The organism is Caulobacter endophyticus, from assembly GCF_029543245.1.
Classification (GTDB): domain Bacteria; phylum Pseudomonadota; class Alphaproteobacteria; order Caulobacterales; family Caulobacteraceae; genus Caulobacter; species Caulobacter endophyticus_A.
This window is the reverse complement of the sequence record NZ_JARQWV010000027.1, coordinates 18,152-37,604: the sequence shown is the minus strand read 5'-3', so window position 1 is coordinate 37,604 and position 19,453 is coordinate 18,152. Positions and strand designations below refer to the sequence as shown.

Here is a 19,453-nt window from a genome sequence, read left to right as displayed (position 1 = left end):
GACGGCGTCAGCCGCCCTTGAGGGTCTGGCGGGCGGCTGGCACCTAAGCTCCTTGGTCCTTCTTTAGCGCGGCCGTCACCCACTTCGGCTCACTGGAGATCTGAGATTGAAAGGTGTTTTCTGGGAGGTCTCGCCAAAATGCCACTACCGCGCGGGAAAAGCGCTCCAAGTCACTGTCTGTGACCGATAGGTTCGTGTGATCCAAAGAGAAGTATGGATGATTGGGATTATATCCAGCATGTGCCGGGGATAATCCCTTCAATTTATCAAACGAGGAACCGCTTCCGTGTTTATAAACATTGACGATTAGGTGGCATATTTCCAGGTCCTTGTAGTAACTCGTGGCCTTGATGCGCCAGCCCCAACTCTCGAAAAATTCGAACAAGTCTCCTATAGGCTGCTTCCAGATGGCGGCTAGAAAGGCCTTTCCCGCGCCTACGCGCATAAGTTCTCGCGTAAGCCAGTCGCGAAGCTGCTTCTCCCACTCGTGATACATCCCTGCGACGATACTAAGCCGAGTGGTGTCCCTAAGTTCTTCCAGGCGAAGGTAAAAGCCGACGCTCTCGTCATTTGCTTGCTCGTAGTACGCGCCAGGGTCATCGCGATCGGGATCGAAACGAGCGGACATTCGGGCAAGCCAGGTTCCAGCGACCTGCTCGGCCTCTGCCCTCATGGATTGATCGGTGAAAGGCGAGAGCAGTCGCTGCCGAGCCTCGGCGACATAAAACTCATGGCTCGCGATCAAATGCTCTCGTGTGCGCCCCCACATATGGAAAAGCACATAGTCGCCCATCAATGCCCCCAGGAGTCAGGAATGGCGGCGGCAGCGTCCGCGCCGCCTCTACAATTAAAGGCGCATCAAATCCTGAATGGACGCTCCCGCTTCGAGAGCGGCGATGATCTGCGCCGACTTTTTTCGTGTCGCTTCCACGTCTCGTCGGATGCCTACACCGATGCGAGTGCCCTTCCGATGGAAGACTATTCGGCCATCTTCCTCGGTCATGATCACGTCCGGGTCGGCGCGAAAAGTGCAACCATCCGTCCCATCAAGCGTGGGCGTAATGCAGATGGCTTCATCGCCACGCTTCACGATGCTGTGCAGCATATAGACGCCGTTCACATCATCCACGATCCACCCCGTGACCCGCTTGTGATCGCCACGAGGGTCGTTTCGCTCATACCAAATGCAGTTGGCATGACAGTCGCCGACCTTCATCCCTGCCCATTCAAGCTGAGCCCTGTCCGCGCGGTTCACCCATTCTGATGGCAGCGCTTCAATCTGACTGGCGATATCAGCCTCGCCGGGAATGTCTGGGCCAGCCCATTTTTCCATCATTGCGCGGATTTCAGCTCGTTGCTGATCCGCTTTGCGCTTCGCCTCCCCCATTGAGCTAGTCCTCTCGCCAATCGACGATCTGGATGAGGCCCGCCTTTTCAAAGGCTTCGCGATTGTCGTCCCATGCCTGTTCGATCCGATCGATGTCCAGCAGATCAACAATGTGCTTTTGACCATCGATGGTTTGGAGAAAGACCTCGCCGTAATACTGCCAGGGACCTGGCCGGTCCGGCCCGGTGTAGCCGAACGGAATCCCTCCGTTGTTTCCCATGTTCGCGCCCGTCATGACGGCATCCACGCCGATCCTTGCGCCTCTGAGAAAGACTTGCACGATGCCGCCGATGGGCATGCTGTGGGTGATGCGGGCAATGTGGCGAGCTTCGTCATCATTGGTCGAATATCTAGGCATGGGCCCTCCCGGTATGGGGGCAACATCCGGTTGCTCCTCGCACGGTTAAGGTAGGTCGGAAGGGTTGGAATTTCCAGTTTGCGACACCACGGATTGAGTCTGTGGCTAGGCAAGCGGCCGCTCTGGAAAGTCGACGGCTGGCTGGCCCCTGCAACCACGGGGATGTCACTCAGCCGTATGTTGCCTAGTCCATCTAGATGGCTGCGACGACAGCTTGCGCGGTCCAGGCATACTCCAGGCAGTCTTGAGCCGGCCAATCCTTGGCAGACAGGGGCAAGCTAAGCGCGCGCCCGTGATAGGCCCAATATTCCGTGCCCTGCAGGGCGCTGGCCATCACGACAGCGCGGGTCGACGGATCGATAGTCAGCAGCTTGAGGTCAAAGAGGGTGTGGAGATCTGCTCGTAGTAGAAGGCCGTTCTGAACGACGTTCGTATGATCCCCAAGGTATGGCTTGATGTGAGCCGCTTCTAGGACATCGGGGACTGCACACCCACTAATGGCGCAGCGCCCCAGATAGGCCTTCATAAGCGCAGCGCGAAACTTCCCTTGCCCCCGCCGGCGTACAATCGCGCTCGTAATCTTCTCGCGGGCGTCTGCGAGAGACACTGGCGCCACCTCGGGAACCGCGCTGGATTTAGATTCCGCAACTCTGGCCCGCTGCACACCGGGAGCTTCGGCCTCGAGGAGCTCGATGTCGAAGAAGCCGTTAGCCCACGCGGTCACATGGCCAAGACCTAGCACTTCATAGCTGGCCTTCGGCTTTGGATTCAGGCGCCGAATGACCCCAACAGGAACGCCATCGTCCATGCAGTTGGCCAGGCCGACATTGGTCGGAAACGACGCCGGATCCAGTCCTTTAGGGGTCTCCTCGTGGTAGCGGAAGCGCCGACCGCCGTGGCCAGAATGCGGTTCCTCGTCGGGATAGCCGCCGCCGGGGATGATCTTGATGCTGAGACTGTGACGCCAGTCTTTAGGTCGATAGATGCCCTTAGGGATGATCGCTAGGCGCTGTTCGCCTTTGTTGAGTGACGACCACGGGACGACCTGGCCGGCATGGGCCGCAAACCAGTCCAGCGCAGCGACGTGCGCAGACGATAGCGTCACGCCGTAGTCCATTCCCCTGCCCACCCTTTGGCCGGTGTCCGAGCCAATGGCTGCAGGTCACCGAGTTGAACCTCTGACCTCCATCTTTCGCTCGATTCTAGCGCGGGGTCTTTGACGCACTCACGCCATTCCTGCCGCTCTGGCTTGTCGCCTCCGGTCGACATTGGGCCGCATAATGTCGGCGTCAGTCGACAATCGGCCCCGTCACGCTGCTCCAGCCCCAAGATCATCGGGCCGTCGCCCAGGGAAAACCGACCGCTGGCGCGTCTATGCGGCGCGGACGAACCGGTCCGCGCGTGAACCCAGTGAAATGCCTAAAAAATCAGAGCCGCAGCGGCCCGCCTCGAAGAAAGCTGCCTCCTCCAAGCCAAGGACTTGCCTAACTCCTCAAAAGCGAAAAACCGGCTACCCGCCCCGACCGGTCGTGCCTTTCCCAAAGCCGCTCTGGGAGGAGTGGGAGGATCCGCCGACATTCGCCGAAGCACTCGACCTGCACATGCGCCGGCACGGGGATACGGGCTATGGCTTACGCCGCGCGGTCTCCCTGAAGGGCGAGAGCCTCGAAACCAGCACCTTCCGTATGTGGAGGCTTGGGCTGAAGGCCCCGCGTGGCGCCGCGAGCCTCCGCATCCTGGCCGCACTGGAGAGACGCTGGCGTCTTCCTGCCGGCTACCTGCGCGCCAAGCTTCCCCATCCGGGCCGGATGGTCTCGGACGCAGAATGCCTGCCCCTACCGATATCCGAGCGTCGGCGGATGGCCTGGCACCTTCCCGACGACTTCGCCCAACTGCCGGCGGCTAAGCGCCAGGAGATCGAACGTTGGGTGCGGGAGGTCGTGTTGTCGGGCCATACGGACTACCGGCGCTTCCAGGCAGAAGCGATGAAGCAGCGCTTTGCCGTACAGTTCTCGGCTCGGATTGGGCGCATCGATACTGGAGAGCTGGCGCATGGCCCAGGCCTTGAGGAGCGCCTGGCCGATCCGGGCCTGCGGGAGCCTGGCCGCCCGCTCGCTGCGTTCCCAGCGCCGGCCTGGCTTGATGCGGAAGCGGCCGACCTGCTGACGTTCAAGACCGCCACGCTCAGTTCCCGAGGCCGCCGTCGAAACGGGATCTGGAACGAGGCCACCGCCGACCAGAAGATGGAGCATCTGGGCTTGCTGCTGGGAGGCCTGGCGGCCTGCCCTCAAGGCCCTGTCCGCGGACACGGTGTGCCTACACGCTGCCTGAGCTTCGGCCTCTTGGTCTTCCCCGCGGTCTGGGACTGGTATCTGCAATGGCGTGAGAGCCGCCGCGGGTTCTTCACCCAGTGGGAAACCGAAATGCTGATCCTCGCCGCGGGTCTCTCCCGCAAGGAGACCGGCTGGCTGCGGCAAACCCCGCGGCTTGCGGAACGTCTTCAGCCCATCGAGGGCCTGGTCACCGCCGCAGACGTCCGCGCCGCCTGTCAGGACTGGGACGCAGCGTGCGACGCGCAACATCGGCATGTCCTCCTTCGCGCCAAGGAAGTGGGGCGGGTGGCGCGGGTCCATCGCGACCCCTTCGAGCCGATCCTCACCATTCTTGAGGCGGAAAGTCCCGTGGGCGAGTACCGCAAGATCACCATGGAGATCCTACGATGGCGGGCCGACGAGCGGCTCTATCCAATCTCCGCTGCGGAATCGACGCGCGCCTTTCTGATGCTGCGCCTTGGCCTGCATCTAGGCCTTCGGCAGAAGAACCTGCGCCAGCTCCTTGTGTGTCCCAGGGATCGGATCCCGACCCCTGAACGCCAGTTGGAAGCGCAAAAGTGCGGGGAGCTACGCTGGAACGCTCGAGATCACAGCTGGGAGGTTCTGATCCCTGCTGCCGCGTTCAAGAACGCGGGCTCTTCCTACTTCCGCAAGAACCCCTTCCGCCTCGCGCTCCCTGACCTTGATGGCCTTTATCGTGAGATCGAAGCCTATCTCGATCGCCATCGCGCCGTTCTTCTCAAGGGAGCGCCCGACCCAGGCGTCTTCTTCGTCAAGACGATGAAGGCCAAAAGCAAGGAGGCCGCGTACGACTCCAACAGCTTCTACGCCGCTTGGCGGCTGGCGATCGAACGTCATGGCATCTTCAACCCCTACACCGGCCGAGGAGCGATCGAAGGCCTGCTGCCACACGGCCCGCATAACGTCCGCGATGTGATCGCCACGCACGTTCTCAAACAGACAGGCTCCTACGAGCAGGCCAGCTACGCGATTCAGGACACGCCGGATACGATTGCAGAGCACTACGGCCGCTTCCTGCCGCAGGATAAGGCGGCTCTGGCCGCCCAGGTCCTGAACCAGGTCTGGTCGGCTTAGACGGGGGCGGGACGGCCTGATCCTGCTGGATGGCGCCGTCCCGCCCTCGCCATCTTCTCAACAGGCCGAGGCATTGCCTCCCTCCAGGAACAGGAGCTTCAGCCGAGCGGTCGGCGCTGCAGCAGACCAAGGGCTTCCGTGACGATCTCATGCACCGGGCCGCCGTCTTCTCGCGTCAGGCAGGCGAGGACGGCAAGCTTGCTGGCCACTGCCTGAAGGTCTCGCGCTTCGGCGCCGGCGATTTGCTCCAGGCGGTCAGCTTGCACATGACGCAACCGCTCTAGCTGGGCTTCGACCTGTTCGCATTCAGCCGCCGCCGATGCTCCGCGATCGGAGAGGGCAGCCCATCGCTCACTCAGGCGATCGATCTCCGCGTCGATCGCGAGCCAGCTCCTGCAATGTTCGGCCACTGGAATGGCGGCCGCCGGCTCTGCGCTAGCCGCGATGGGCGCGATGGAGGCGACGCCCAACACCGCGCGGCGGGACAGAGAAAGGGGCGGATGATTTGGAGGTATGACAAGGGTTCTCGGCGCGAGGGATCGATCCGAGCTGATGTCAAATCAGTGGAGTTCGATGGGGTTACCGCTACAGTCGATCGAAATTCGTCGACTCAGTCAATGATTTTCGGTCACTATAGATAGAATATCGGTAGCGGAATGCTGGTCCCGGCTCAGGTTCGAATGGCGCGCGCCGCGGTGGGATTCAGCGTTCGGGAGCTGGCGCAGCGGTCAGGCGTGGCCGATTCCACGATCCTGCGGTTCGAGACCGGAAAGGGCGATATCCTGACCGCCAACCTTGGGAAACTTCAGGCGACGCTGGAGGCGGCCGGAGTGGTTTTCGTCTCGGCCGATGACGTCGCCGGCGCCGGTGTGCGCCTGAAGCGCTAAGCCGCGCTCTGGAGTTCGGCCAGGCGCTTCTCGCACCGCTCGCGGACCATCTCCCGTAGCACGCCGATCCGCTCCTCCAGCCATGTCAGCTGCTCGGCAGTGATGTGGTAGTGGCGCGAGTAGCGGGCCTTCACATAGGCCTCGCGGATCAGCTCATAGCAACGGCGCTCGAACTTGTTCTGTCCGGGCCAGACTTGGGCCAGGGCGGGGTCGAGGCCTTCGGCCAGCTTACGCAGCTGGTTCAGGCTATGGGTCTTGGGGCTGTAGAGCGTCAGGACTAGGAACAGCGTGTGATAATAGCGCTCGGTCGCCTGATGAAGCTGGAAGGCGGCGTTCTTGTTGCGCCCCTGACCGAGGTTGAAGCGGTAGTTGTCGAGAAACTCGTCAGCGCTCGTCAGCCATTCCTCGTAGTAGTCCCGGCTCTCCTGAAGCGCCTGCTCAGCCGACAGCCGCGCCGACGCGGTTAGGGCATAGCCGGGCTCCTCGAACAGTACGACGCCGTCGCGGACGATGTCCGTGAAGAAGTAGCGCCCGAGCTTGAGCTGCTCGTTCACGTCGTCGAGGTCGTGGTGGATCACGCTGACGGGCGTGCGCAGGTGCTGGCCGGAGGCCAGGGCTTCGACTAGCGCTTCCTCGGCCTTGATCCAGAACTCCGGGACGTCCGTGAGGTCCTCGTGATTGACGACGACGAGGATATCGAAGTCGGAGAAGTACCGGCCGACCGGATCCTCCACCCAGTCGCCACGCGCGTAGCTACCGAACAGGATAATCTTGAGCAGCTTGCCGTTCCGAAACCGCGGCATGGTCCGATGGGCGATCGCACGGGCGAACGCGGCGCGCAGTGTCTCGACCACGAATTCCAGTTCGCGGCGCTTGCCTACAGGCAGATGGTCGAGGCTGAGCTTCATCGGGCTTAGTGTCGAAAGATCGAGCTGAGGTTGCAAGCTAAGAGCTGGGAAGGCGGTTCACTTCTGAGTCAGCAGCCATAGTCGGAGTCGGACGATCTGGCGCCATTGGCCGACTGGCCAGGGAAGGCTTTCCCTGAGGCGGCTTAAGCCGCATGCCGAGCCTCAGCCGGGCGGCCGTCAGCCGGTCAAGGGTGGCCGTAGGCCAATCGCCGCAGGCGACGGCGGAGCCGCCCTTGAGGGGCTGACGGGCGGCTGGCACCTCTGTGGCGTAGGCGCGCCAATTGCTGACCTTGGCGCGCGTCCAGTAACGCGACATACAGCGCCTCGGCGATAAAACCCTCGCCGCCCCTTTTCGGACTCTGAGAAGGTCAACCGAAGCGGCCCGCGGCGCGTCCGTCTTCGCCCCTAGTGTATGGTGACCGCATCATAGCGGCCGGCCTTGATCTGGCACCTCCGATTGGCGAGGTGGCACCGCCATGCCAGAGACCCTCGACAAGGCCGCGATACTCGGTGCAGTAGCAAAACTTGTAACGCCGCAACCGGGATCTTGAAGTGCAGCCGCTCCGCATCGACATGGCCCGCGCCCCGCTCAGCGAGAACTACGTCCTTCTCCTAACGACCAACTCGGTCGAGCGGAGGGCGATGGACACCGCCTTTGGAAAATCACTGCGAGCCAGGACGCCTTTCGAAAACGCTGGCTGCACGCTCGGCGAAATCGGCGGCCAGTTCGTGCTGCACCTCACCGGAACCAGTGGATCGGGCAAGCCCAAATCCATCGACCGCATGGTCCGAAGCCTGCTCGCCGACCGCTTCATGCCCCGGCCGTCATTTGTCCTTCTGGCGGGGGTCGGGTGGGGCGTCCCCGCCAAGGTCGCGGAAGGCGACATCGTCCTCGCCGGCGAGATCGTTTCGGTCAACGAAACACGCAGGACTGAAAGGAAGACCATCTACAAGGACACGCTGCACCCAAGTCCGCTTCTGGGTGAAGCCGAAGGGCTTGGCCCCCATCTTGAGGGCCTGGCGGAGGGCTTCAGGGTCCATGCCGGCCGCCTGGCCTCCGCGCCCACCCATTTTGGCGACGACGATGCCCGCGACGAACTCCTGGCTCAGGTCCCATCGATCCTGGGCGGAGAAATGGAGGCGTTCAATCTCGTGCCCGATCTTGCCCTTCCCTGGCTCGTTCTACGCGCGATTTCCGATTTCGGGGAGGACAGCGTCACCCGCGCCTACCAGGATCGGGCGGCCGCCAATGCGGCCCAGCTCATCGCGCCGCTGCTTGGCGAGCTGGAACGGCGGGCAGTCCTGGAGCCCCGACGGGCCGACGAGCTCACGGCCGGTCTTGTTGCTACAATCGCGGGGCGCAGTCTTGAGATCGACCGTCCAGACGACAATCTTGATCTGGCGACCTATTTGGACGCCAGATTCAGCCCGACCCTCGCCTACAGGCTCAGCCGCTACATGGTGGCGGCCGGCGACGACGCCTCCTTGGCCGACGAACTGACGGACCTGCTGCTGGAAAAGGCCCAGAACGCTTTTGTTCACGGCGGCGCGCGACGCGTCACGATCGATTTCAACGACCTATCCGTCGATTACGCCGACGATGGCGCGGTCTACGATCTGCTGTCCCTAAAAGGCAATCGCGGCGGCGCGGTCGCCCTGAGAGATTTCCAGGCCGATTTCGTTTTCCCGGGTCTGGCGAGCATCCAATCCAGGAAGGCCAAGGCGCCCTATAGCAACAGGTATCGCTTCGAATTCATCGCCCTATCGACCGCGCTGCAGGCGGCGCGGCAGAACTGCGAGCTCTCGATCAACGACACGGCGGTCCTTCTGCAGGAGCCGTTCGAGCGCCAGGTCCGATACGCCGACGGCTGCGAGACGCTGTTCTACGACACCACCAAGGTGCGAATGACCTCGATACACGCCGACACAGCTCCGGTTTTCCGTGAGCTCCTGGCGCAAGGAAAATCGCTTTTCCTTCTTGTCCGGGCCGCGCGGAACAAGCGCTTCTACGAGAACGAGCTGGCGGACTATGCCGGGGACAAGCTGACGATCGTCGTCGCCCCTCGATAGGCGGACCGACAGCCACCGGATTCAGGTCAAGATGGCGGCCGTCCCGGAACAATCCGGACCGCCGCTGCGGCCTTGTCCACGGTGCCGCGCGCCCAGGTCGGCGAAGTCCGACGGCGTCCAGACCCCACGGTTCACCGCCTGAGCGAACGGGTCGTCCATGGTCGAGATCAGCGATGATCGCGGCGCGCTCATGTCCGAAATTCGTATACACATTTCGGACGCCGTAATCGGATCGGCAAAGCGCCAGTTGCTGCCGTTGCTGCACGTCCAGGAACTGGACATTGAGGGCGCCAGGCGTAGGCACGAGATCGACCCTAGTCGGACCTTAGGCAGCTGCCCCGCAGTCTAAAGCGCAAGCCGTGCGAAAAAATCGGAGGCCAGCGCTCGCGCTTCGTCCTCGATGGCGGTGTTGGACGCTATACCCCGCATGATCGCGATGTAGCCATCTCGAACCTGTGAGTCTTTCAGACCGTTGATGACACGGTTCAACAACCAGGTGGTGTGCTCGGTGGGGCGGCGGTTCAGAGAAGCAACTAGCCGCTCCTCGTACCCCTTCATCCAGAAGCGTTCGATAAAATGGACCAGAGGGCCTGGCGAACCGTAGTCAATCGCCGGATGCGTCTCCATAAATTTCAGGATCGGCTCGACAGCGGCGAGGCCAATGTCGGCGCCCGTCCAGGTGTCGACCAGCCGCCCTGAATCCTCCTCGAAGGAAGCGCTGTGCTCGATCGCGTCGAGCTGCGCTTGAATGCTGTGATCTGTGAACATGCAGGTTGCAGAGTAGGCACGTGAGGGGCCGACATCCACCCTCGTCGGAAGTCGGACAGGTCTGCTTAGGGATTGCCGAACCGATATTCTCAAGGAGCTGGCGTAACTCATCTCGCTCTGCGCCTAGGCGTGTCGCAAACTCGGCGTCGTCAACATCTCCACCGTTGCACACTTCGTTGAGCGCGTTGCTGAGGAGCGTGAGTTCATGGATGGAGAGGCGGATGTCGGAGAATGTAGCCGTCTGGCGGAGCTTGATCATTGGCAACGTTCACTCCGTGCCGAGGCCGAGCCGGTCAAGTGGCACTTGGTAGGGGTGCAGCGCCTGTTGCACTAGCTCGTCGAGCGGCGTCGCCGGTTAAGGCCCTGGCGCAGATCACTTCGACCTCGAGCCCGAGGGCGAGAGTCTTGAGCCGAACGAGGCCCGCCTCAGGCGGGCATGATCACCAATTTTCGAGCGCGGTCGGTGCTTGCATGTCGATCTTCTAGGGCACGGCAACGTCCCAACCATCGCCTCGAGACCAAGGAATAATGGCGTGCGGCCAGAGAAGCCGATCCATGTGTCGGCCGAGTGCCAAGAATTCTTCGTAAGACTGCCATCGTCCGCGCCGGTCCCACAGCCAGACTAAATCGCGGCGTAAGTCCGCCAGCCACGCGAGCAACTCCTTTGCTCGCAAGTCGGATTCCAATGCTGGGCAGCCTGCCAAGGGGTCTACTTCGGCACCATCCGCGTGACCGAGCAGAGCTCCAGCTTGTTCGAGGACAGTGCGCACAGCGAAGAACGTCTTGTCTACCAACCGCGCATGGTTGCCGTGAGTCTGGAAAGCTAAGCGCTCGTCGGGGATGGTGCGGTAGGCGATCTCCAACGCTCGTTGAAGAAGCTCTTGGGTTTGGTCTAGGCGATTTGGATCAAAATGTGCGGTCGCTCGACCCGCGAAATACGCCATCCACGCTGGATACGTCGCAGCCTGCCGTTGCGCGTCCAGACCCTCGCATGTCCGGCTAAGGAGAATTCCCGGCAGCGCTTCGTCGAAGACGTCTGTGATTTCTGCATGGACGATCTGGTTAGCAAGCGCGTGTCCCGCCCAAGCCCGATCCGCCTCGTTGTCGCTGAGCAGATTGTGGGCGACGACGCTCTGGACCACGACGTGCTCCTTTATGACGCCGTCTCTCCGGACGGAAATCGACTGCGCGAAACCGGTACCAAACTCATCGTTCCTCGCCACTGGATTCTTCACGCCCGGCATACCGCGGTCGAGGTTAGCGATCCCGCCCGCGTAGTCGTCTGCGATGGTGATGCCGTCCAGCCGATCAAAGCCCATCGACCAAGCCGCCTGGGCCAAGACCTCTTTCACCGCCGCCGTGATTTTCGGCGGCGCGTCAGGCTCGAACTCGCCCTGAATAATTAGAGTGATCTGCGAGCTCGAAGGCGGCTGCCGCCTGGGCGTGGTCGTCGGCTCTGCCGGCTCCAACTCCTCCTTCCTCAAGAGTTTGTCGAAGCTTGTCTCTACGACGCTCCGTATAATGTGGTCGGTGAAGCCGCCGATCGTCTGCGCGAGCGCCTCAAACTCCGGCGTCTTCGATGCAGCCAAGAAGTACGCGTGCGCGCATCGTGCCGCAGCATCATTGAAGGTAGTGAGATCGACTTCAGCGACGCCGTGACGACCACCAACGAGTGCGCTGCGCGTCGTCAGGGGTAGCACGATTGTGTCCTTCTTGCTGGAGCTCGCCATCATGACGGGCTCAGGACCGTCCTCGCCAAAGGCGAGGGCGACGCAATCCGGAAGGACGAGATCGACCGGACTCTCTTGGACGCGCCATGTGAAGCCGCTGAGGTCTTCCGCCCGTTTATCCGGGACCAGGCTTTCCGAGAGAGCGCGGTTATGGCCATCTCGCACCACCGCCGGCGCGAGGTTAGACATGAACGCAAGCATCGACTTCAGCTGCGGCATCTGACTCGCGAATATAGACGAGAATCCTTCGCGCGCCGCCGCGAAGAGCATCATCTCCAAAAGTTTAGGCGGGATCTGATCCCGGTTGGGTATCGGCAGCTTCTCCAAGCTGTCCGCAATGATCTCTCTGAAGCGATCAGGGATCATGGGGCCGTCGAGGCCGGCCATGCGTCGTACGTTGTCTTCGTCTGCGAGGACTTCCCAGGCACTGACGGCCATCGTTTCGAGGCCGAATTTGAATGCGCCGCGGATATGCGCGTTGCGTGTCGTCAGATGCGCGATCACTTCTGCGGCCGCTTCCCCGTCGACGATCTCGCCCGGCGTGTGCGACCGCAGCGTGGCGATAAGGCCCTTTAGTCGCTTGTCCTCGTACTCGGTGATGTCATCATCGAGCGTCCGCTCGTTCGTCTTCGGAAGCTCCGAATAGAAGAAGGACTCGGCCGCCGACCGATTTATGTTGGACGGATAGATGGCGTCGTTCCGGAAGACGAAGATGCGCTCCGCCTTGCCCGTGCCTGGGATGAGAAACCCTCGCTGATAGAGTTGAGGGATTTCGTGTTGAACCTTGCCCGCCATTGCTACGACCGCCTTTCCGGTGGAGTCGAAGGGGTTGCTATCGAAACAAAAGACAAGTGAAGCGAGGCAAGGCCGGGCGTTCAAACCGCCCGCCAAAGGCGGGCCGATTTTCCACCTACGCTTCCAGCGTATTGTGCTAGCCGCCTGTCCCGTCGACCAGGTGGGTGAAGGTGCCGCCGCCGACATTCATCACCGTCATCGAAGGCCGAAGCCTGCATTTCGAACCGGCCAAACCTCACCTATCCGAACCGGGGGGATCCACTCTGCGCCAATACCGGACGTTGGCTTACCTCCAGAAATACGACGTTCCGTGGCGACGCGTCGCGCACCCGGACCGCGCTAAAGCTGGTGGGCCGACCCTTTAGAGGTCGGTCTGCTAGGACATTTCCAGCGCGGCATCGACCTCGATGCTAAGGCACCGCCCCCACTTTGTGACATTGAAGCTCTAGCCGACATACTTCCTCAGGCAGCGGGTCCACCGTCACCGCGAGGACAAAGCACTAGGGATACTCCCCAAGCCATCGTCTCCAGGGGGTGGCGCGTCTCTCAGGAGCGCGACACCCCACATCCGGCGTTGCTCAGACGACGAACGGCCTTTCTGGACACTCAGGAACCAGCCAATGAAAGCGTCGATCTGCTTTCCTAGGCGGTCGTCGAGTTGAGTGAATTCAACTCGCTGTGTGGTCTCCTGGAACGCGTCTCCCCAGCCCCGTATCTTCCGATCGACAAGCTCCATGGTCTGAATGAAGCGGTGCTGCGCACGCCTGGGCTCCGCAGAAGCCAGAATAGACTTCTTGGCGTCCCGGATCGTTAGCGCGACGTCATTGGAGAGTTCGTCCTTGGCCTTGCGGGACGGCGCGATCGTTCGCCCTTGAACCCTAAAAGACAGAAATTCGAAGCCTTGAGCGACAGTGCCTTTTGCGGCCTTGTTGCTCTGGCCTGGTTGATGAGCTTCCAGGCCTAGCCCAGCGAGTATCGTTTCAGCTCGCGTCCATGCACTCGCAACGGTCGCTTCAGACGGGCCCAGAATGACGAAGTCGTCGAGGTACCGAATGGTGGTGACTGTCCCCGAGTTAAGCTGCTCGTCAAAGTCGCTTAGAACGATGTTCGCGCTTATCGCAGAAAGAGCGGAGCCTTGCGGGACACCGACTTCTGTAGTGGGAAACAGGCTCCACCACTGCCGGACATCCTCGTCCTCACGGTTCGAGAGCTCCACCTCAAGAGCTTTTTTGAATAACGCGACGAAGGACCTGTCGCTGACCTCAGCGTCGAGAAACGCGTGGAGGGGCTGCTTGGGCAAGTTGGCGAAGAAGTTCTTTAGGTCAGAACGGACGTAGTGGGTCGCACCCCCGTCGATCGCTTCCTTGATAAGCCGAACAGCGTACGACACTCCGCGCTCTGGTAGCCCCCCGACAGACGTTCGCGTTGCCAGTCGTTTCGGTAATTCCCCAAGGAGGCGACATATCCGCCGCGAATTGCTTTGGCACACGTCCAGAATTGCTCGCTGAACAATGCGGTTGCGCAAAGGCGAGACAACGATCGGACGCGGCGTCTTCCCGGCTCGCCGCTTCAGGACGCCTTTCTGAGCGTCGAACCGAAACCCCTCTGGGCCAATGTCTTTCTGAAGGCGACCAATATAGAGCAGCGTATCGGCCTCGATGGCGGCTCGCTCTCGCTTGGTGTCAGGATCGCGGGATTGCAGCGCGCGAGGACGCACGTGGTCCCACGCGCGCTTCAGCGAGCTACGCTTGCGGACCTCGCAGAATAGCTCGATCGGGTCGTTTGGTCGGGTGAGACTCATCGGTGCCGCGCAGCCTCAACCTTGCAAGATCAGCGTTCGTCGGAGCGCGTACCAGAACCAGGGCCTGGCATCGCGACGATCCCCGCCACGTGGGCGCAAGCCGCGTGACAGCCGCCCTGCGCTTCCTCCGCTCCTTTCGGTCCGGGGTCACGCAAGGCAGTCAGAAGCGTGACCGACGCCGCGAGAGCGGCAACGATCATCAACCCCGGTGCGGGGCGTTTTTGCAGCGCATGGTCGGCACTCCCTCAGCATCCACCGTAAAGGTTTTTCGCCCAGGTCAAGCGCAACTCTCGCCGCCCCCTCGCCCCTCACCGACAGAAAAGACCGATTAGCCGTTCGATGTGCGTCAAACTGCAACGCGGCAACGGCATCGAGCCTCATGGCGTAAGGCAAGCGTTCGTCGGAGCGCGTACCAGAACCAGGGCCTGGCATCGCGACGATCCCCGCCACGTGGGCGCAACCCGCGTGACAGCCGCCCTGCGCTTCCTCCGCTCCTTTCGGTCCGGGGTCACGCGGCGCGGTAGAACTCGCATACCGTGCGGCTTCCATCGGAGTCGCGCAAGCAAAAAGAACACCGAGTGAACGTAAGGGGCCTAAATGGAGAGCGCCCATACTGGAGCTTCACCACCCAGTCCTTGTTCAGTCAGCTTGAATGGCAAACGACCGCCCTTCCATGAACCCTCGCAGCTGTTGCTTGATGCCACGCTGGCCAACGCAAAGGTCGCATTAGGCCGGCGGGCGCCAGCTGCTGCCGTTGGCGCATCTCCAGGAAGACGACGTTCGCCGGAGGCGCATATCCCATCATCCGGGCGTGTGAATAGGTTCCGACGGGAGCGAGACGCGGCTGACGCATCCAGATGCGCTGTCGAATTCGTCTTCAACGACGGCGGCTCGGCCGAGGCTCCTGATCCAGGCCTGCCACCTGAAGCCTGCTGGGGGACCAATTGGCCATCGCGCTCTCGAAGTCCGCGTCAACTGCTACAACCTGGCGACCTTGGAATTCAACGAGGCAGGTGCGCTTCCGAATGGCCCGGACATATTCCGGTGGACGACTCGCCACGATCGCAGCGTCAAGACAGAGACGCTCACACTGCCGCGGCGCCAGCCTCGGGCGCCAGCCAGGGCAGGTGGCGAAAAAGCGCGGCCCGTTGCCGCCCAGTTCTGGCGCTTGGCCCTCCCGTACCGATCGCTCGGCAGAAATATTGTCCATGGCTTGTAATCGTCAGAAATGGATCGCGTCCATGCCGGGTTCTCGCCACGTATCCCGCTTTGCACAGCCCGTTGAGACGCGAGCGCAGCGACGCCGGCTTTTCGAAAGGAAAGATGCGCTTGAGACCGTCCATCAGTTCGCTATGGCTGCATGGATCGGGCTGAACGATCTCCAGCCAGCGCAGCATGACCAGTTCGGCCACGCGCGGCCTCAACCGACCTTGCGGCGTGTAGAACTGATCTCCAGTGGGTCCATAGGGCGTGAGCGGCGTACCCCGGTTCCTTGCGTACGGCCCCAGGCCAGGCTCGAGGCGACCGTAAAGCGCCCCGTCTGGCTCCTCGGCAGCGGGCAGGCTGGCCGTTGGCAACGCTTGAAATGGGGCGCGTAAAGCGCTGGTGGAAAGGACGGTGAGGATGTGGACACCGAGCTCGTCGATCCTGACCTCCAGCCGCATCAGGATGTCTGACACGTGATTGATAGATCGGCCCGCTTGCGCCGAGCTAAGCTGGACGACCAAGCGCAACGCCTCACCATCGAACCTGGCGCTGCTGGCGCCAATGGCGAAGCGCTCCTGGAAATTCTCGACGGCCAGAAGATCGAGCAAATCGTCGGCCGCGCGCTCTTCGAAATGCGTCAAGTCCGAAGTGAGAGCCGAGCGCAGGAGCAGGGCCAAGTAGGCGGTCCTGGCCTCGGTCGACGCGCCTGTGGCGAGACGCCGAGCTTGGCTGGCTACCAGCAGCCAGACGGACGGCCGCCCGGGACGGTAGGCGGCAAGGTCGCGACAGCTGACCCAGAGCTCGTTGGCCCGCACGAGGCGATCCATGACCAAGTCGACCTGCGCGGCTTCGCTGACAACGACGCTTTCGATAGTCTCGAAGTGAAACCGGCGCAGTTCGTCGTCGCCGGCACGAAAACGGCTCGGCTTCCGTTCGGGGGCGCCGAACTTGAATGTCAGGGCGCCGTCCGGCGACGGTAGCATGAGGGCGATCCCTTCCCCCAACAACCGGCGAGGGCGAAGCTTACGCGCTTCAACCTCGGCCCGATTCGGCCACAAGAGCGTCTCGAACTCCCCCGTCTCGCCCGGCTCTGATAGGCCCCATCCCGAATGGGCCAACATATGGCGGATAACCTCGGCATAGGCCGGATCGGGACCAGCGAGATCGACATTGCCGAAGAACAACGCGTCGGCGTTCGCCCCGACATTGAGGGCTTCACTAGCCAGCGGAAAGGCGATGCTCGGGACCTTCCTGGCGGGAGCAGTATTGAAGAGGTCGTCGCGCGACGCCAACCAGCCATCTCGAGCGGTAAGTTCCAACCGCTGCAGGCGCGAATAGAGCTGGCACCAGGCGTCGTCCTCACGGAAGGGGCCTTGCCCGTGGGCGCGCATGAAAACCGTCGCCTGTCGGCGCAACGTCATGCCACTGGTGCTGGGCCAATTTCGCGCCAGGAAATCCAGAGCGTCCGCCAGCTCGCCGGGAACTTCACCATAGGCCAGCTGCCCGCCTCCAAACAGTGCCGGCACGAGCACCAGCCGCTTGACCTCGCGCAAGACCTGCGACCAGCGCGCCTTTTGCCGATCCGATCTCAAGGTCTGCATCGCTACCCCGACCGCATGCGGTATCGTCCGCATGAGCCGGGCCGCCGCCTCGGCATCCTCGAAATCAAAGACGATAAAGGCCGGCCGGTCTGAGTCCTCGCATGCCAAGAGGAAGTCGTACGAGTGACCAGGCTCGTAGACCTCGAAGTCCCCGAGCCTGCGCCGAGACCGTTGCGCTCGCGGCAAGGTGGCGTTGACACCTACGAAATACACGATCGGCTTTGTGGAGACGACTGGCACCTCCCGCGGCGTCAACAGGTCATCGCCTTGGGCGAGCACGGCTTCCTGGGCCTCGAACTCCATGCGCGACTGCAGAGACGGTTGGCGCAGAGCTGTGCGATCGCGCCAAAGGTCGCCAATCCTTCGCCAAACGCTGCGCCTGATCCAATCGCGCGCGACGCCAGTCGGGGTCACAATGACGAGCGCGCCACCGCCCGTCACACGAAGTTCAGTTGGGGCGATCCAGGCCTCAAACGCCCGGTCTCCCAGCTCTCTCCGTAGAGATACGAGGATATCCCCCCAGAGCTCAGCTTCGACCGGCTGGGGCCAAGCGCCCACCTGGCTTGGCGACACCAGCCGCCGGCGCTCGGGGTCATAGCGATCCCAAGCCTGTTGCAGCTGCAACCAGCGCGCGCCAACCAGCCACGATCTCAAGCTGTCGCCGCCGACGACTACCGACAAATGGTTCAGATCAGTGTCGTCGAGGTCGAGGAGGAGCCATCGCCTTGCATCAGCGCCGCTCTTCTCCTGAGCCACGGCCTTGATCGCCGCGCGCCAGGATAGCCGCGTGCGTTTTCGGCGCGCCGTCTCCAGGGTGAGGTCGCCGTCTGGGATGGCCATCGCCGGGTCGTATCGAATGGATGCTCCGGCCGACGAGAAGCCGGCGGCGGCGGCGCTCACCGCCTTCACGGCGTCGCTGCGCGCGGCGACCACGGCGAATAGTTCCGGTGACAGGGTGATGCCCACGACATCGCCGGCGGCGCTTTTGATGCCGACGTCGACGGCGGAGGCCTTGACGCCCTTGGCCAGCAATTCTGCCACGACACGGCTGCGAATATAGATTTCGTCGCGCCACTGATCGGCCCGCCCTTGACCCAGCCTGGCGCTCAGTTGGGCGTGCGCGGCCTGGGCATAGCCCTGTCGAGCCGCGCGGCGATTGCTCGGACAGAGCTGAACGAGACTGAGAGGCGCCTGCTGCTCCATCTCCGCGCGCCACGGCGCCAGGGCGCGCCAGAGTTCCAGCTCGCCACCGACGAAAGCCCGTCCTTGCCATAGGAAGACGTCGCACCAGGGCTCTCCGACTTCCACCAGCCGCTGGTCTTCCGCCCTTAGGGGATGGGGATCCTCGGGCGCGAACGGCTCGAAGCCCGCAACCTTGCCGCTGCGCGACCCAGGCATGGTCGACAGCGCCCGGTACCATTGGTTGGGCCGCTCGTTGGCACCGTAGCAGGCCAGCGCGAAACCCGTATCGACGAAGGCGTCGTAGGCGATGAGCCGCAGGGCGGCGATCTCCTCGTTCATTCTGCCGTCGCCTTGGGGCCGAACAGTCGCCGCCGTACCAGCTGGTTGATCTCGTCATTATACTGATTGGGCGTCTTGTGGGGCTGCCAGTCATAGACCTCCCAGGCGATGCCGAGCTCGGTCAGGCGCTCGATGAATTTGCTGTTGGGGCCGTGCTGGTCCTCCAGGTATTGGGCCGGCAAGATCGCGTAGTCGACAGCGTCCTTCAGCGAGACCGGTCGGCTATAGGCCACCTCGACCGTCGAGGCGCGAAGGTCCGGCTTCGTATTGCTTTGCCGCGACGCCAGGCGGGCCAGACTGGTGAAAGCCACGCCGACCTCGTCCCAGCGCGCCAGGGTTTCGCTCAGGCCGGGCCGAAGATCGCCATTGTAATAGGCCTGGAGGTCTTCGAACGCCCACGCGATATGACCCGCCGCCGAGGCCAGGTTCGGCTCAAGCTCGTAGTCCTCGAGATAGACGTGGGGATCGGGGTGGCCGCCGAAGACCCCGGCCATGAGCCCGCCGGTGTCCAGGGGATAAACGTGATAAGGTGCACCCAACGTCGTTCCCCGACCCATGAACAGGCATGGAAACATGGAGATGTAGTTGCTCTTGTCGTCGCCGTGCTTGAGCCGGTAGGCGGGCCTTCCGACGAAGAAGTAGACCAGATCGCGGTCGAACACGGGGCACCGCCGCGTATCGATTGAACCGGTCCGGACGATTTCGCGCGCGGCGCCGACGGCCGTCATGTGGATCAGCGGCAGGCCATCGCCGGCCGCACCGACGGCGCGCCCCGCCATGGGCGGGTCGGCCTTGCCTGTCCGCCGCCGCCGCACCTTGACCGTCTCGTCCTCGCTCAAGCACACCCCCACTCGACGATCCCGCCATAATGGTAAGGCCGCGCCAGTTCGCAACCCTGGGCGTCAAGAGCCGCCGTCGATTTGAACGCGCGCGCCGCCCGGTCTCCGGAACGGCGCGACTGGCTTATGACCTAACTGCGCTTTAGTCTTGCGC

At 62.6% G+C, this 19,453-nt stretch carries 15 protein-coding genes; 3 read left to right on the top strand and 12 right to left on the bottom strand.

Annotated elements, in window-relative coordinates; genetic code table 11:
- Positions 1 to 43 precede the first annotated feature (43 nt).
- The 4 genes from P7A99_RS21365 to P7A99_RS21350 all read right to left on the bottom strand — a co-directional run bounded on the left by P7A99_RS21365 (position 44) and on the right by P7A99_RS21350 (position 2,862).
- Positions 44 to 793 (bottom strand): hypothetical protein, encoded by a 750-nt coding sequence (locus P7A99_RS21365; RefSeq protein ID WP_277795763.1) that lies wholly within the window; start codon positions 791 to 793, stop codon positions 44 to 46.
- 54 nt (positions 794 to 847) lie between these two features.
- Positions 848 to 1,387: a hypothetical protein gene (locus tag P7A99_RS21360; RefSeq protein WP_277795762.1), complete on the bottom strand. Its 540-nt coding sequence runs from the start codon at positions 1,385 to 1,387 to the stop codon at positions 848 to 850.
- A gap of 4 nt (positions 1,388 to 1,391) precedes the next feature.
- Positions 1,392 to 1,745, bottom strand: a complete 354-nt coding sequence (locus P7A99_RS21355) for a hypothetical protein (protein WP_277795761.1) — start codon at positions 1,743 to 1,745, stop codon at positions 1,392 to 1,394.
- Between the two features lie 193 nt (positions 1,746 to 1,938).
- Positions 1,939 to 2,862 carry an HNH endonuclease gene (locus P7A99_RS21350; RefSeq protein ID WP_277795760.1) on the bottom strand — a complete coding sequence of 308 codons (924 nt, stop codon included), beginning with the start codon at positions 2,860 to 2,862 and terminating at the stop codon, positions 1,939 to 1,941.
- A gap of 412 nt (positions 2,863 to 3,274) precedes the next feature.
- On the opposite strand from P7A99_RS21350, the gene P7A99_RS21345 reads away from it, so the two are divergent.
- Positions 3,275 to 5,173 (top strand): hypothetical protein, encoded by a 1,899-nt coding sequence (locus P7A99_RS21345; RefSeq protein ID WP_277795759.1) that lies wholly within the window; start codon positions 3,275 to 3,277, stop codon positions 5,171 to 5,173.
- Between the two features lie 98 nt (positions 5,174 to 5,271).
- On the opposite strand, the gene P7A99_RS21340 is transcribed toward P7A99_RS21345, so the two are convergent.
- Positions 5,272 to 5,643: a hypothetical protein gene (locus P7A99_RS21340; protein WP_277795758.1), complete on the bottom strand. Its 372-nt coding sequence runs from the start codon at positions 5,641 to 5,643 to the stop codon at positions 5,272 to 5,274.
- Between the two features lie 210 nt (positions 5,644 to 5,853).
- Here P7A99_RS21340 and P7A99_RS21335 point away from each other — a divergent pair, with 210 nt between their 5' ends.
- A complete protein-coding gene (locus P7A99_RS21335; protein WP_277795757.1) occupies positions 5,854 to 6,060 on the top strand; it encodes a helix-turn-helix domain-containing protein in 207 nt (68 codons plus the stop codon).
- On the opposite strand, the gene P7A99_RS21330 is transcribed toward P7A99_RS21335, so the two are convergent.
- A complete protein-coding gene (locus P7A99_RS21330; RefSeq protein ID WP_277795756.1) occupies positions 6,057 to 6,968 on the bottom strand; it encodes a HEPN domain-containing protein in 912 nt (303 codons plus the stop codon). The two genes, P7A99_RS21335 and P7A99_RS21330, sit on opposite strands and share 4 nt — an antisense overlap.
- Before the next feature lie 552 nt (positions 6,969 to 7,520).
- Between P7A99_RS21330 and P7A99_RS21325 the strand changes: the two genes are divergently transcribed.
- Positions 7,521 to 9,038 (top strand): hypothetical protein, encoded by a 1,518-nt coding sequence (locus tag P7A99_RS21325; protein WP_277795755.1) that lies wholly within the window; start codon positions 7,521 to 7,523, stop codon positions 9,036 to 9,038.
- A 21-nt stretch (positions 9,039 to 9,059) separates the two neighbouring features.
- Here the strand turns inward: P7A99_RS21325 and P7A99_RS21320 are convergent, their stop codons facing one another.
- The 6 genes from P7A99_RS21320 to P7A99_RS21295 all read right to left on the bottom strand — a co-directional run bounded on the left by P7A99_RS21320 (position 9,060) and on the right by P7A99_RS21295 (position 19,299).
- Complete coding sequence (locus P7A99_RS21320; protein ID WP_277795754.1) at positions 9,060 to 9,320, bottom strand: hypothetical protein; 261 nt, start codon at positions 9,318 to 9,320, stop codon at positions 9,060 to 9,062.
- A gap of 63 nt (positions 9,321 to 9,383) precedes the next feature.
- Entirely contained in the window at positions 9,384 to 9,806 is a 423-nt protein-coding gene (locus tag P7A99_RS21315; RefSeq protein WP_277795753.1) for a hypothetical protein, read from the bottom strand.
- 482 nt (positions 9,807 to 10,288) lie between these two features.
- Entirely contained in the window at positions 10,289 to 12,331 is a 2,043-nt protein-coding gene (locus P7A99_RS21310) for a hypothetical protein (RefSeq protein WP_277795752.1), read from the bottom strand.
- 481 nt (positions 12,332 to 12,812) lie between these two features.
- A complete protein-coding gene (locus tag P7A99_RS21305; RefSeq protein ID WP_277795751.1) occupies positions 12,813 to 14,132 on the bottom strand; it encodes a reverse transcriptase domain-containing protein in 1,320 nt (439 codons plus the stop codon).
- Between the two features lie 1,085 nt (positions 14,133 to 15,217).
- The gene (locus P7A99_RS21300; protein ID WP_277795750.1) at positions 15,218 to 18,460 is read right to left on the bottom strand and encodes a DnaA N-terminal domain-containing protein; all 3,243 of its coding nucleotides are present in this window, start codon (positions 18,458 to 18,460) and stop codon (positions 15,218 to 15,220) included.
- A complete protein-coding gene (locus P7A99_RS21295; protein WP_277795749.1) occupies positions 18,457 to 19,299 on the bottom strand; it encodes a hypothetical protein in 843 nt (280 codons plus the stop codon). Before P7A99_RS21295 ends, P7A99_RS21300 begins: the two co-directional genes overlap by 4 nt.
- Positions 19,300 to 19,453 lie beyond the last annotated feature (154 nt).